Below are 12,000 nucleotides of genomic sequence, written 5' to 3'. Positions count from 1 at the left end.
TAGAAATTAGCCTTGGCTAAAGTAAATTTTATCCCTTCTATCTGTTTACCCATTATTTTGCCACCTCTTCCTTAATGGCTTCCTGTGCCATATTCCATCCCATTTCCAGAGCCTTGTGGTTAAGCTCTCTTAATTTAGGGTCTTTTTCAAATTTGGCTCCCAGCTTCTTTTCCAAAGCGTATTTAGCTGAACCAAGACTTACTATATTAGTAAATCCTATAACTGCTCCCATGATTATCATATTAAATACCCGCGGGTGCAATTCGCGGCTGGCGGTATCCAGCGCCGGCAAGCCTACTATTTTTTTGGCCTCTTTCGGCAGTTCTTCTTCATCAGGGGTAAAACTGCTGTCATATACGAATATAGTGCTTCCATCCGAATATCTGGCTGTACGGGAAACTGCCCTCTTGCTTAAAGCGATCACCACATCTGCCTTGTTAAACTTGGGAGCCCCAATCCTTTCTTCACTTACCTGCAAAAAGGCTATGGATACTCCACCTCTTTGTTCTACACCAAAATTCGGTATATATATAGCCTGTTTCTGTTCTTCATAGGCAGCTTCTGCCAGTATCTCCGCCACTACCTGTACGCCCTGCCCACCTTCACCAGCTAGGGCAACCTTTATCAATCCCACCTATTTTTCCCCCTTTCCAAAGGGACTTTTGAATTCCCCTATCGGGAAATATTTTTCCATCTCATCTTCCAAAAAGCTCCAGGTCTGCTGGGCATTAGTCCTCCAGTTGGTAGGACAGGTAGAAAGTGCTTCCACAAAAGAGAATCCATTGCCTTCCATCTGGTTTTTCAACGCATTTTTGATAAACCTTTTCAGCTGTTTATATTTAGAAACGGTTCCCCTTGCTACATAAGCTCCCTCAGAAGTAAGTGCTGCCACAAATTCCGGTCCTTTGGTCGGATAACCGGTAGCTTCAGGATCTCTTCCATAAGGGGTGGTTTCCGTCTTTTGTCCAGGCAAAGTGGTAGGCGCCATCTGTCCCCCAGTCATACCATAATTGGTGTTGTTTACCAGGATAACCGTAATTTTTTCATTGCGCACCGCAGCATTCAAAAGGTGCTGGGAACCGATCGAATATCCCCCGCCATCTCCCATATAACCGATAGTAATGAGTTCAGGACGTGCCCTTTTTATCCCCACCATAACCGGCGTAGTGCGTCCATGATGGGTCTGGACACTGTCACATGCGAAGAAATTCCATGAAAGCAGGGAACATCCTATATCACATCCGAATACTACCCGGTCCTGTATTTCAAGTTCATCTATAGCTTCTCCCAGAGCCTTAAGCACAATGCCGTGGCCACAGCCAGGGCAGAACTTATGCGGCTTGGTCGGCAAATACCAGGATTTTGGAGTTGCTGGTAAAACCATCCTTTTCCCCTCCTTAATTAAAGTATGCTTTTTACCTTATTGATAATGTCATAATCAATGATGCCTACTCCGGGCATGAACAGGTTGTATATGGGGATGGTTTCTCCATATATTTCCTGTTTTACCAGGCGGTCAAACTGTCCGTAGGCAGATTCCGCTATCAGCATTTTCTTGGCTCCGCTTTTAGCTATAACTTCCCTCAGCTGTTTGGCCGGAAAAGGGCGTAAAGTTATAGGCCTGAAATAACCTGCCTTTATACCCTGAGCTCTTAATGCCTTTACCGCATCATCAGCAGCTCTGGACACTACTCCATGAGCAAGTATCAATATCTCAGCATCGTCGCAGTTCTTTTCTTCATACTCCACTACTTCGGGAATTATAGCCTCATATTCCGAGGCAAATTTCATTACCACCTCATAAAGCTCTTCTTCCATGCTGTATATATTGCATAAATGCTGGGGTTCTCTTCCTTCTCCTATTTTCCCTTCCAAACCTACCAGCGGATAAGTCTTCACCAATTCTATACCTCTTTCTTCCGGATCATACATCACCAGAGGCTCCCGCATCTTGGCCTGATAGCCATCCCCTAAAACAAAGGTGGGAAAACGGTACTTCCAGGCCGTATTAAAAGCTTTTATTACATAATCATATATTTCCTGGTGAGAAGCAGTAGAATAAACTATGCGATGACCCTCTCCATTGCCTCCAAAGGTGGTAAGGGTTACTTCCTGCTGGGAGTAAATTACCGTACCTGAAGAAGGCCCTCCGCGCTGCTGAATAATAGCCACCAGAGGAAGTCGCATAGCCTCCGCCATGCTGAAAGGCTCCTGCATCAAAGTATTGCCAGGACCAGCTGTAGCTGTAAAAGCTTTCTTGCCTGCCTGAACAGCTCCGCAAACAGTAAAACCGGCTGAAATTTCATCTTCGGTCTGCAGAAAACTTTTCCCATATTTAGGGGCCAGTCTGGTCCAGTAATGCATAATTTCATTCTGCGGAGTTATAGGATAACCAAACATAATCTCAGCCCCAGCTGCCAGGGCTCCCCAGCAAGCAGCCTCATTCCCTGTTAGAAAAGCCTTGCCGGATTTTTCTATTACTTTCTGCATTTATCCAACGCACCTCCTAAAAATAAATAAATAAATTTCCCTACCACATGGCACCCGGCATATATCTTTCTATAAATTTAACCTTGACCCCTAAATCAGTAAAATCTTCTCTGCCCCTGAACTTTTGATCAACTGCCATATAATCTACGGGCAAGCCAAGTTCATCAGCTGCCTTTATTATTACCCTGTTTCCTTCCCTTATTAGTTCAGGAGTAGTTTCATCTCCCAGATGGGTATTGGCTACTATGGCATCCACCCTTCCCAGTTCTTTTATATATTCCTTAATCCTTAAAAGAGAACCGGTCATGGGCCTGGTATAATTTACTACCGCTATTATCCTTAGATAAGGAGATTCATAAGCCCCTTCCACCAGGTTTAAAGTGCGCGCCCCATATACACCATAACCTACATCCAGGATAATATCCCCCTCGTTCAAAAGCGCCCACCTGGCTTCTGGATTAAGCATAGCCCCTGTTTCTCCCAGTCCAAAAGAATCCTCCCTGGATTGGCCGATTACCTTAAGCCCCATTGCTTCCAGCTTCTTTTTTATAGGCCTTAATGTATAAAAAGGTTCTACCGTATCCAGGTCTACCAGAGTAACCTTCCTTCCCTCTCTTTTCAGTTCTACTGCCCGGTTTATGGCTATTTCACTCTTGCCGCTCGCATATTCCCCTATAAATGCTTCTACTACTTTATCTATGCAGGTAAAAATGAGCACCTCCAATACGGTATAGAATATTAATTAATATATAAATATTTTGTTTCAGTATAAATTAATTGTAAATTATGCGTCAATATTTATAAAGCCTCCTTTAAATAGGATATACATTTTTTACACAGGGTTAACTGTATCTTAATATTATCTCTCAAAATAAAAAAACCGTACCCTTTTCATAGCGGGAACGGCTGTCTTTATCCTTAAAATCCCTTATTTAAGCAACATCTGAAAACAAACCAGGAGTAAAACCCCGGGAATACCTAAAAATCCGGCTATCAGCACAGTTAAAATATTTATGGCTATTTTAAAAGAGAAAAAGGCTCCTATGTAGTTGGTGACAATAAGCAAAAACAAGCCCAAAACAGAATTAATAAGCAGCTTCCATAATATCTTTACCGGTTTTAAAACCACCTGAGCAATTATATATATAATAATCAAAAGAAAAACCGCTGCCATCACTACATTTAACGTTTCCACCCCTGACCCCTCCCCTTAATCTATATGCTCCCCGCTTTTGAAGAATTACAGTATTTTTTCCCCTTTATACGGCGCAAAATAAAGTTATATTTTTCTTCCGCAGCCCGCAGATTGAAGATAGCCCAATCCAGCATATCCGGTTCTTCTATATTGGACAAAATATTATATGCACAGTCAAGCTCAGATTTAGCCCTTTCAAGCATCTCCTGTTCAGAAGGGAGGCTTAAGGGAACATCTTTTTTCAGCCAGAACAATCTGGCCAGCAGGTTTTTCAAACAGGAACGGAAAAGCATAAATATAATCCTCCCGGCATAAAAGGTAAAGTTCCCTTCACTCCATCCTATGCCGGATTTCCCATTTTTATGCTAAATTTCCCGACGCCCTTCTATAGCGCGCCGCAAAGTTATTTCATCCGCAAATTCTATGTACCCTCCCACGGGAATTCCATGAGCCAGTTTAGTAACTTTTACTCCATATTTTTCTGCGACTCCCGCCAAAAAACGGGATAAAACCTCTCCGTCAATATCCGGATTCAGGGCCAGAATAACCTCCTTTACTTCTCCTGTTTTCAGTTTTTCTTCCAGAGGTTTTATATTCAAAGCAGTAAGGTCATCATTTCCCATAAGATTAAAATCCTTGTTGAGCACAAAATATTGTCCTCTAAAACCTGTACGTTCAATAGCTATAATATCACTCGCTTCTTCTGCCACACACAATATGCTTCTATCCCTTTTTTCATCCTGGCATATCACGCAGGGATCAACATCAGTCAAATAACCACAGCGGGAACAGGGAAATACTTTGGACTTGGCATCTATAATAGCCTGGGCCAGTTTTTTCACTTCCTCTTCCGGAGACTTAAGTATGTATAAGGCAAGCCTCTGGGCAGTTTTAGGTCCGATAGTGGGAAGCTTCTGCAGTTCATCTATAAGTTTCTCTAAAGGACGTGCGAATTTCATGATCTGATTTTCCTCCTTACCACCTTAAACAAAATTTAACGCTGACAGATAACCTTCTTTTTTTAAACCTTTTCTGTCAGCGTTAACCCTATTTTTATAACCCTGGTATATTCAAGCCTCCTGTTATCTTGGCCATTTCTTCCGATACCATCTCCTGAGCTGATTTTAGCCCTTCATTAACAGCAGCCATAATCATATCTTCCAGCATTTCTATATCTTCTGGGTCTACCGCTTCCTTGCTTATTTTTATCTCTACCAGCTGCTGTTTGCCGTTCACTTTAACCTGTACAGCTCCTCCACCTGCTGAAGCCTCTACAATCTTACTTTCCAGCTCTTCCTGCAATTTCGCTATCCTTTCCTGTACTTTTTTGGCTTCTTTCATCATCTTGCTTAATGATGCTCCACCGGGATTAAAAACCATTTTATCTTCCTCCTTAATCTTTGATTTGCACTATATCTTCCCCAAAATATTCTATCGCTTTTTTCACCATAATATCATTATATTGGTCATCATCAAGAAAAATAAACTGTATTTCCAAAGGCCTTTTAAAAATCTTCTCTAATACTTCTTCCAATATCTCCCGATTTCCTCTCTCTTCCATCCGTTCTTTATGAAATTTATACCCTTTTCTAAAACCGATATATATAACATCATCTTTTATACCTATAAATTTACCCTGGGACAGAAGGGCATGGGTAGGTATCTTTTTCTCCTTAACCCCGGCCAAAATTTTCTGCCACAAGGCTTTCTCCCCTTCATCTCCGGATGCTTCTCTTTTTTGGGCCTTTATATTTTTAGAAACAGTCCTTTTTTCTTTTATCACGGCATCTTCTTTTTCCAGAATATTTCCTGTTTCAGGACATAAAACATCCATCATCTCCAAAAAAGCCATTTCCAGCAAAAATTTATTTCCTTCGCTAAACCTCAGCCGTTCTACCATATTCATCATCATGCGCAAAGCTTTGAGCAAAGAATCCTGATTAACTTTTCCCTTTTGTTCTTCCAAAAATTTGAGGTTCTCCTCTTCTACCACATAAAAATCTGCATTTCTCCCCAGATTCTTATAAATCAAAAGATCCCGCAGATAAAAGACCGTTTCCCTAGCCAGCTGCTGGGCTTCCTTGCCTTCGTTTAATGCCTGTCCCAGCATTTCGATTACGCCTCTGGTATCCCTTTCTAAAACCGCATTTAAAAGCCGGGCCAAAAAAACATCATCAACAATACCCAGAACATCTACCACATCTTTTTTGGTTATTTTACCTTCCTTATAAGCATATATCTGATCCATAATGCTCAAAGCATCTCTTAAACCCCCATTAGCCCGGCGGGCCATCAAAAACAGGGCTTCTTCCTCCATTTCCAAACCATAAGCTTCAGCTACCTTTTTAAGCCTTTCAGCAATCTCCTCCAGGGTAAGCCGGCGGAAATAATAAACCTGGCACCTTGATTTTATAGTAGCTGGTATTTTCTGCGGTTCAGTAGTAGCCAGTATAAACATTACATGATGAGGAGGTTCTTCCAGGGTTTTTAAAAGGGCATTAAAAGCCTCGGTAGTAAGCATATGGACTTCATCAATTATGTAAACTTTCCTCTTGCCCTGGGCAGGCAAAATCCTTACTTTTTCCCGCAAGTCACGAATCTCATCTATTCCTCGGTTAGATGCCGCATCTATTTCTACTACATCCATAAAAGTGCCATTATTGATATCCCTGCAGGCATGGCATTCGTTACACGGCTCTCCATCCTTCAAATTTTCGCAATTTACTGCCTTGGCAATAATTTTGGCTATACTGGTTTTGCCGGTTCCCCGGGGGCCAGCAAAAAGATAAGCATGGGATAATCTGTTTTCTGATAAAGCATTTTTAAGAGCCTTCACTATTTTGTCCTGTCCTACCACTTCCTCAAATCTTTGCGGACGATGAACACGGTACAAAGCTAAATAAGCCATCTTTTTACCCCCTCATCAAATAAAGACAGCTAATCATCCTATATAGTAAAAATAGCAGGTCTTTTACCTGCTACCTATCCTGGCTTAAAAAGTCGAAACGGTTTTCATTTTTAAATAAAATGCCGTGCACCTGGCTTCGAGAATATCCCCCGAGCGTTACCAGAACAGTTAGCTCCATCCAGGCTACCCCGCGGCACATAAGATAAACCTCTTAGTGCTGCTTCCTCCCGGACCTGACACGGTTCAAGGTGTCTTATTGCGCAGGACCCAGACTTCTACACCACTTGTCCTGGCCAGACCTCACAGGATAAACCCTCAGCTCAGGAATTCGACCCTGCTATAGCGGGTTGCAGGTTACAGGGCACCGCTAATTCCCCGTCTAGCACGGCATAGCTTATTTCTACTTTCTGCTCATCTATTGTACCTTTTTTAATCATCTATTGCAAGGCTAATCCTTTTTTTGCCAGCAGACATTTACCTGAAGACTATTTTGCCATCTTTCATGGAATCAACTATGGCCAGAGAATGTAAATTTACTCCCTTTTCTCTTAAAGTCTTTCCTCCCTGCTGAAAACCTTTTTCAATAACAATACCTACACCTACCAGATAAGCCCCGGCTTGTTCGATTATATCTTTAAGCCCTAAAACAGCCCTTCCATTAGCCAAAAAATCATCAATTATCAATATACGATCTTGTTCAGTAATATATTTTTTAGCCACCTTTATCTGATAAGTGGTGCCTTTAGTAAAAGAAAAAACTTCACTGGTATATATTTCAGTATCCAGATTGCGGGAAATATTTTTCTTGGCAAAGACTACGGGAACTTTAAAATACTGAGCAGTTATGGCAGCGATGGCAATCCCGGAAGACTCGATAGTCAATATGCGGGTAACTTTTTCATCTTTAAACCGGTACCAGAACTCTTTTCCCACTTCATTCAAAAACTCTATATCCAGCTGGTGGTTCAGAAAAGAATCCACCTTCAGTATATCTTCTCCTATAACTTCGCCTTCTTCCAAAATCTTGCGCTTTAAAAGTTCCATAATCCTCATAACCCCTATATACTTTTTTAAACTGGTATGAATAACATTTATTTTAAAACATATCCCCTCTTTAGACAAACACTTTTTGCTGCACCTGATAACTAAACCCTAACCTGCTTTATTTTTCCCTATAATCATGTATTAAATTACTCTATGCCAGCAATTAAAATAAAACACGGGAAATCTCCCGTGCTTTTTCCTAACTGGCGGAGAGGGCGGGATTCGAACCCGCGACACAGGTTTTAGCCCGTGTACTCGATTTCCAATCGAGCGCCTTCAGCCAACTCAGCCACCTCTCCGTAAATATATATAAAGTTTTTCTTTTTCTGGCGGAGAGAGTGAGATTCGAACTCACGAGACGGTTTTTAGCCGTCTACTCGATTTCGAGTCGAGCGCCTTCGACCAACTCGGCCATCTCTCCTCAAATCCGCGAAGAATGAGCTTAAAAGTTCTGCGCATTCTTCCCTAAGTATCCCCTCACAGGTCTCCACCTGATGATTCAGCAGCGGATATCTGACAATTTCAAGAACTGACCCTGCTGCTCCTGCCTTGGGGTCCCTGGCCCCGAATACCAACCTTCCCAGCCTTGCATTCACCATAGCTCCTGCACACATAGGACAGGGCTCTAAAGTGCAGTATAATGTCACATCAGTAAGCCGCCACCTCTTTAAGTAAGAGGCAGCTCTCTTCAAGGCCAGCATCTCAGCATGAGCAGTAGCATCATTCTGCATCTCTTTTTCATTATACGCCCAGGCTATTATCTCATCATCGCATACGGCAACTGCACCTACCGGTACTTCACCCAAAAAATAAGCTTTTTTAGCCAATGCCAGAGCCAGGCGCATATATAAAATATCCCGGTTTATAGGGATTCACCGCCATATGGTGCGCCCGAAGGGACTCGAACCCCTGGCACGCGGTTTAGGAAACCGCTGCTCTATCCTCCTGAGCTACGGGCGCCTGAAATATTTATGAAATAAAAAATAACCATTTGCTTTTTATAAATACATGGCGCGCCCGGCAGGATTCGAACCTGCGACCTCCAGATTCGTAGTCTGTTACTCTATCCAACTGAGCTACGGGCGCTTATTTATATCTAAAACCTTTTTAACAAAATAATGGCGGAGAGAGCGGGATTCGAACCCGCGACACAGGTTTTAGCCCATGTACTCGCTTAGCAGGCGAGCGCCTTCAGCCTACTCGGCCATCTCTCCGTATATCTATGCATAAAGTGGTGCTAACTGGCGGAGGAGGTGGGATTCGAACCCACGGAACCCGTAAAGGTTCAACGGTTTTCAAGACCGCCTCCTTAAACCGCTCGGACACCCCTCCATGCAGAGGACTTTTTTTATCCAATGCAAGGGATAGTATAGCATACCAGTTTCCCCTTGTCAACCAAACATCTCTTTATAAATCATTCCTTTTTATCACTTTTATTCCACCCATATACGGAACCAGCACTTCCGGTATCAGCACCGAACCATCTTCCTGCTGGTAATTTTCCAGTATGGCAGCCAGCGTACGCCCTACCGCCACCCCTGACCCGTTCAAGGTATGAACATAGCGCGGCTTTTCTTTGGGAGATGGACGGTACCTTATATTTGCTCTGCGTGCCTGAAAATCTTCACAGTTCGAACAGGACGATATTTCCTTATATTCATTATAGCTGGGCAGCCATACTTCAATATCATAAGTCTTGGCTGCTGAAAATCCCATATCTCCTGTGCAGAGAAGAACTACCCGGTAAGGAAGCCCTAAGAGCTGCAGAACCCTTTCGGCATCCCTGGTCATTTTTTCTAGTTCTTCATAAGATTCTTCCGGCCTGGTTATCTTTACTAATTCTACCTTGTTAAACTGATGCTGCCTTATAACTCCCCGGGTATCCCGGCCGTGCGAACCTGCTTCAGCTCTAAAACACGGGGTATAAGCCGTGAAATACATGGGCAAATCTTTGTCATCCAGAATTTCTTCCCGGTGCAGGTTGGTAAGGGGTACTTCTGCGGTGGGAACCAGGTACATTTCTCTTCCTTCCACTTTAAACATGTCTTCCGCAAATTTGGGAAGCTGTCCGGTCCCTAACATACAGTGCGCGTTTACCATAAAAGGAGGCAGTATTTCTTTATATCCGTGTTCTCCTGTATGCACATCCAGGAAAAAGTTTATTATAGCCCTTTCTAACCTGGCCCCCATTCCTTTATATACAGTAAATCTGGCTCCGGAAAGCTTGGCAGCCCTTTCAAAATCAAGTATATCCAGTTCTACACCCAAATCCCAGTGGGCTTTAGGTTCAAAGTCAAACTTGCGGGGTTCCCCCCATCTCCTTACTTCTACATTAAACCTTTCGTCTTCTCCTACTGGTACTGATTCATGCGGAAGATTAGGAATTCTTAACAGAATATTTTCTATTTCTTCTTCAATACGGTTAAGTTTTTCCTCCAGTTCTTTTATTTCTTCCCCTACTTTCCTTACTCTTTCCATTAAATCCTGCGGGTCTTTGCCTTGCTTTTTCAGTTCTCCTACCTCTTTGGAAGCTGAATTGCGGAAATTCCTTAATTCTTCCACTTTAGATAAAACATCTCTTCTTTCCTCATCCAAAGCTAAAAATTCTTTTAAAGCCCCTTTTATGTTTCTTTTCTCCAGCTCCCTTTCCACTTTCTCCGGATTAGCTCTGATCACTCTGGCATCCAACATATAAAGACCCCCTTAATTATAGGCTTTTAAAGTTAAATAAAGGAAAAGCCAGGCTTTTCCTTTATTTAATAGCTGTTTAAAAACGCAGAAGTTTAGGTTTGCTCATTATGCCATCCGATTTGGCAAGCACTTCCATGACTTCTTCACTTACCTCATTATCCACATTTATCAGCATAATAGCCTTTTCTCCCTTGGTGCGGCGGGCAACTTTCATGGAAGCTATGTTTATTCCATAATCCCCCAGAATAGTGGCAAAAGGTCCTATAACTCTGGGCCTATCTTCATTTTCTACCATCAAAACTATACCGCCCAGTTCGGTCTCAGTTTCATAGCCGTTTATTTCTACCAAGAGAGGATTTTTAGCCCGTGATATGGTACCGGTTATATCCAGGGCACAGCGGTCAGTAAATATTTTTACATTTATCAGGTTTTTGTAGCGCTTATTAGTCTGTTCTTCCTTGTGCTCATAAATCTTTATACCGCGATCCTGAGCCATAAGCCGGGCATTAACATAATTAACCTTTTCTTCCATAACCGGAGATAAAATCCCTTTTAATAAAGCAATAGTCAGTATTTCAGTTTCATTTTTGGTTATAGGCCCGCTGTAAGTTATATCAATCCTGGTTATAGGATTCCTTTCCAGCTGATAGTAAATACTTCCCATTTTCTCAGCCAGGGTTATATAAGGCCGCAGGTAGTCTAATTCCTCTTTAAGCATGGTGGGAAGATTTACTACATTGGGAACTATCTCCCCTTTTAACGCCTTTATAACCTGAATGGCAATATCTTCTCCCACCCTTTTCTGGGCTTCGTAAGTATCAGCACCCAGGTGAGGGGTTACCACCACATTATTAAATTTAAACAGAGGGCTTTCGGTAATAGGCTCTTTTTCAAAGACATCCAGCCCGGCAAAAGCTATTTTCCCGCTTTCCAATCCGGCTATGATGGCTGTTTCTTTTATTATTCCCCCTCTGGCACAGTTGACTATCCCTACCCCGTCTTTGGCCAGGCTCAGCACTTTTTCGTCAATCATGTGCATAGTCTCTTCATTACGCGGAGTGTGGACAGTTATAATATCTGCTTCCCTTACCAGTTCCTCCAGGGTTTCTTTCTTTTCCGCGCCAAAACGTTCAAACCGTTCATCAGATATATAAGGGTCATAAGCTATAACCCGCATATTAAAAGATTTAAGACGGGTGGCTACCATAGAACCTATACGGCCCAAACCTACTATGCCCACGGTTTTTCCATAAAGCTCAATACCGCGGAAAGGTTTGCGGTCCCATACCCCGCTTTTAAGATAGTTGTTGGCCCATGCGGTTTTGCGTGCAGCAGCCAGCATAAGGGCAATAGTCTGTTCAGCTGCTGATATAGTATTGCTGTCCGGGGTATTGGCTACTATTACACCATAGCGGGTACATACATCAACATCGATATTATCTACCCCGTTGCCAGCCCGGCCTACTATTTTTAATCTCTTCCCTCTCTTTACGAGCTCTTCATCAACTTTTGTGACACTTCTTACTATAAGGGCATCATACTGGTCTATTATTTCCAAAAGTTCTTCTCTCGATATCCCATCACGATAATCAACATCCAGCTCCTTCTTTAAAAGCTCTACCCCTTCTTCGGCAATGCGCTCGCTTATAAGAACCTTTTTCCTCTCCACCTT

General features: G+C 42.6%; 13 protein-coding genes, 6 tRNA genes, 1 other RNA gene and 1 pseudogene (1 of these 21 only partly in view). All 21 read right to left on the bottom strand.

Features of this window, described 5'->3' with window-relative positions:
• Window positions 1–53 carry the 5' portion of a 4Fe-4S dicluster domain-containing protein gene (locus tag ACZ42E_RS10995; protein WP_464892353.1) on the bottom strand. The gene continues 217 nt to the left of window position 1, outside the view, so 53 of the gene's 270 nt are visible here — the first part of the coding sequence; its start codon is at window positions 51–53; its stop codon lies beyond the left edge, outside the window.
• The gene (locus ACZ42E_RS10990) at window positions 53–634 is read right to left on the bottom strand and encodes a 2-oxoacid:acceptor oxidoreductase family protein (RefSeq protein ID WP_464892352.1); all 582 of its coding nucleotides are present in this window, start codon (window positions 632–634) and stop codon (window positions 53–55) included. The genes ACZ42E_RS10995 and ACZ42E_RS10990 overlap by 1 nt, the downstream gene beginning before the upstream one ends.
• Complete coding sequence (locus tag ACZ42E_RS10985; RefSeq protein ID WP_464892351.1) at window positions 635–1,384, bottom strand: thiamine pyrophosphate-dependent enzyme; 750 nt, start codon at window positions 1,382–1,384, stop codon at window positions 635–637.
• Between the two features lie 17 nt (window positions 1,385–1,401).
• A complete protein-coding gene (locus ACZ42E_RS10980) occupies window positions 1,402–2,490 on the bottom strand; it encodes a ferredoxin oxidoreductase (protein WP_464892350.1) in 1,089 nt (362 codons plus the stop codon).
• A 40-nt stretch (window positions 2,491–2,530) separates the two neighbouring features.
• Entirely contained in the window at window positions 2,531–3,208 is a 678-nt protein-coding gene (locus tag ACZ42E_RS10975) for a hypothetical protein (RefSeq protein ID WP_464893535.1), read from the bottom strand.
• 210 nt (window positions 3,209–3,418) lie between these two features.
• Window positions 3,419–3,685, bottom strand: a complete 267-nt coding sequence (locus tag ACZ42E_RS10970) for a pro-sigmaK processing inhibitor BofA family protein (protein ID WP_464892349.1) — start codon at window positions 3,683–3,685, stop codon at window positions 3,419–3,421.
• Between the two features lie 20 nt (window positions 3,686–3,705).
• A complete protein-coding gene (locus ACZ42E_RS10965) occupies window positions 3,706–3,978 on the bottom strand; it encodes a DUF2508 family protein (protein ID WP_464892348.1) in 273 nt (90 codons plus the stop codon).
• A gap of 72 nt (window positions 3,979–4,050) precedes the next feature.
• Entirely contained in the window at window positions 4,051–4,644 is a 594-nt protein-coding gene (gene recR, locus ACZ42E_RS10960) for a recombination mediator RecR (protein ID WP_464892347.1), read from the bottom strand.
• A 94-nt stretch (window positions 4,645–4,738) separates the two neighbouring features.
• The gene (locus ACZ42E_RS10955; protein WP_464892346.1) at window positions 4,739–5,065 is read right to left on the bottom strand and encodes a YbaB/EbfC family nucleoid-associated protein; all 327 of its coding nucleotides are present in this window, start codon (window positions 5,063–5,065) and stop codon (window positions 4,739–4,741) included.
• 13 nt (window positions 5,066–5,078) lie between these two features.
• Window positions 5,079–6,593, bottom strand: coding sequence for a DNA polymerase III subunit gamma/tau (gene dnaX, locus ACZ42E_RS10950; RefSeq protein WP_464892345.1), 1,515 nt, complete (start codon window positions 6,591–6,593; stop codon window positions 5,079–5,081).
• Window positions 6,594–6,715: 122 nt separating this feature from the next.
• Window positions 6,716–6,981: signal recognition particle sRNA large type (gene ffs / locus ACZ42E_RS10945), an RNA gene on the bottom strand.
• Window positions 6,982–7,067: 86 nt separating this feature from the next.
• Window positions 7,068–7,637, bottom strand: coding sequence for a xanthine phosphoribosyltransferase (locus ACZ42E_RS10940; protein ID WP_464892344.1), 570 nt, complete (start codon window positions 7,635–7,637; stop codon window positions 7,068–7,070).
• Between the two features lie 204 nt (window positions 7,638–7,841).
• Window positions 7,842–7,936 (bottom strand) — tRNA-Ser (locus ACZ42E_RS10935).
• Window positions 7,937–7,964: 28 nt separating this feature from the next.
• A tRNA-Ser gene (locus tag ACZ42E_RS10930) sits at window positions 7,965–8,058 on the bottom strand.
• Window positions 8,042–8,482 (bottom strand): annotated as a pseudogene (gene tadA / locus ACZ42E_RS10925) (tRNA adenosine(34) deaminase TadA); the annotation flags it as partial. The gene ACZ42E_RS10930 and the pseudogene tadA, both read right to left, overlap by 17 nt.
• 38 nt (window positions 8,483–8,520) lie before the next feature.
• Window positions 8,521–8,597: transfer RNA gene (locus ACZ42E_RS10920), tRNA-Arg, on the bottom strand.
• Window positions 8,598–8,646: 49 nt separating this feature from the next.
• Window positions 8,647–8,723 (bottom strand) — tRNA-Arg (locus ACZ42E_RS10915).
• 33 nt (window positions 8,724–8,756) lie between these two features.
• Window positions 8,757–8,851: transfer RNA gene (locus ACZ42E_RS10910), tRNA-Ser, on the bottom strand.
• A 28-nt stretch (window positions 8,852–8,879) separates the two neighbouring features.
• Window positions 8,880–8,969 (bottom strand) — tRNA-Ser (locus ACZ42E_RS10905).
• Between the two features lie 75 nt (window positions 8,970–9,044).
• Window positions 9,045–10,328 carry a serine--tRNA ligase gene (gene serS / locus ACZ42E_RS10900; protein ID WP_464892343.1) on the bottom strand — a complete coding sequence of 428 codons (1,284 nt, stop codon included), beginning with the start codon at window positions 10,326–10,328 and terminating at the stop codon, window positions 9,045–9,047.
• Between the two features lie 76 nt (window positions 10,329–10,404).
• A complete protein-coding gene (gene serA, locus ACZ42E_RS10895; RefSeq protein ID WP_464892342.1) occupies window positions 10,405–11,997 on the bottom strand; it encodes a phosphoglycerate dehydrogenase in 1,593 nt (530 codons plus the stop codon).
• Window positions 11,998–12,000 lie beyond the last annotated feature (3 nt).

This window comes from Thermosyntropha tengcongensis (genome assembly GCF_055381335.1).
This window is presented reverse-complemented; position numbering and strand designations above follow the sequence as displayed.

Excerpts from the sequence above, each read along its gene's own strand:
- ACZ42E_RS10985 (WP_464892351.1), bottom strand. The coding sequence starts at position 1,384 with ATGGTTTTACCAGCAACTCCAAAATCCTGGTATTTGCCGACCAAGCCG.
- ACZ42E_RS10965 (WP_464892348.1), bottom strand. The coding sequence starts at position 3,978 with ATGCTTTTCCGTTCCTGTTTGAAAAACCTGCTGGCCAGATTGTTCTGG.
- dnaX (WP_464892345.1), bottom strand. The coding sequence starts at position 6,593 with ATGGCTTATTTAGCTTTGTACCGTGTTCATCGTCCGCAAAGATTTGAG.
- ACZ42E_RS10940 (WP_464892344.1), bottom strand. The coding sequence starts at position 7,637 with ATGGAACTTTTAAAGCGCAAGATTTTGGAAGAAGGCGAAGTTATAGGA.
- ACZ42E_RS10980 (WP_464892350.1), bottom strand. The coding sequence starts at position 2,490 with ATGCAGAAAGTAATAGAAAAATCCGGCAAGGCTTTTCTAACAGGGAAT.
- ACZ42E_RS10955 (WP_464892346.1), bottom strand. The coding sequence starts at position 5,065 with ATGGTTTTTAATCCCGGTGGAGCATCATTAAGCAAGATGATGAAAGAA.
- recR (WP_464892347.1), bottom strand. The coding sequence starts at position 4,644 with ATGAAATTCGCACGTCCTTTAGAGAAACTTATAGATGAACTGCAGAAG.
- serS (WP_464892343.1), bottom strand. The coding sequence starts at position 10,328 with ATGTTGGATGCCAGAGTGATCAGAGCTAATCCGGAGAAAGTGGAAAGG.